Here is a 971-nt window from a genome sequence, read left to right on the forward strand (position 1 = left end):
GTACTTCTGCTAACTGCGATGGAGAGACGGAGAAGGCTAGGCTAGCGCGGCGTTGGTTGTCCGCGTTTAAGGTTGTAGGTTGTATTCTTAGGCAAATCCGGGGATACGCATTAAATTGCAAGACTGAGGACTGATGACGAGACCCCAAGGGGTTGAAGTAGTTGATGCCATGCTTCCAGGAAAATCTTCTAAGCTTCAGGTTAGTAGGAATCGTACCCCAAACCGACACAGGTGGTTGGGTAGAGAATACCAAGGCGCTTGAGAGAACTCGGCTGAAGGAACTAGGCAAAATGGTACCGTAACTTCGGGAGAAGGTACGCTGCCGGTGGTGATAGGACTTGCTCCTTAAGCTGCTGGCAGTCGCAGATACCAGGTGGCTGCAACTGTTTATCAAAAACACAGTACTGTGCAAACTCGCAAGAGGAAGTATACGGTATGACGCCTGCCCGGTGCTTGAAGGTTAATTGATTGGGTTATCTTCGGAGAAGCTCATGATCGAAGCCCAAGTAAACGGCGGCCGTAACTATAACGGTCCTAAGGTAGCGAAATTCCTTGTCGGGTAAGTTCCGACCTGCACGAATGGCGTAATGATGGCCACGCTGTCTCCAGCCGAGACTCAGTGAAGTTGAAATTGCGGTGAAGATGCCGTATACCCGCGGCTAGACGGAAAGACCCCGTGCACCTTTACTATAGCTTGGCACTGAATATTGACCCTACATGTGTAGGATAGGTGGGAGACTTTGAAGCATTGTCGCTAGATGATGTGGAGTCAACCTTGAAATACCACCCTTGTAGTGTTGATGTTCTAACCGAGGCCCCTGAATCGGGGTCCGGGACAGTGCCTGGTGGGTAGTTTGACTGGGGCGGTCTCCTCCCAAAGAGTAACGGAGGAGCACGAAGGTTGGCTAAGTACGGTCGGACATCGTACGGTTAGTGCAATGGCATAAGCCAGCTTAACTGCGAGACATACA

The 971-nt window shown here is 50.9% G+C and carries 1 rRNA gene; it reads left to right on the forward strand.

The annotated features are described in order from the left end of the window. Positions 1-971 (forward strand): 23S ribosomal RNA (locus L2764_RS27360); the annotation flags it as partial.

This window comes from Shewanella surugensis (assembly GCF_023284005.1).
Taxonomy (GTDB): Bacteria; Pseudomonadota; Gammaproteobacteria; order Enterobacterales; family Shewanellaceae; genus Shewanella; species Shewanella surugensis.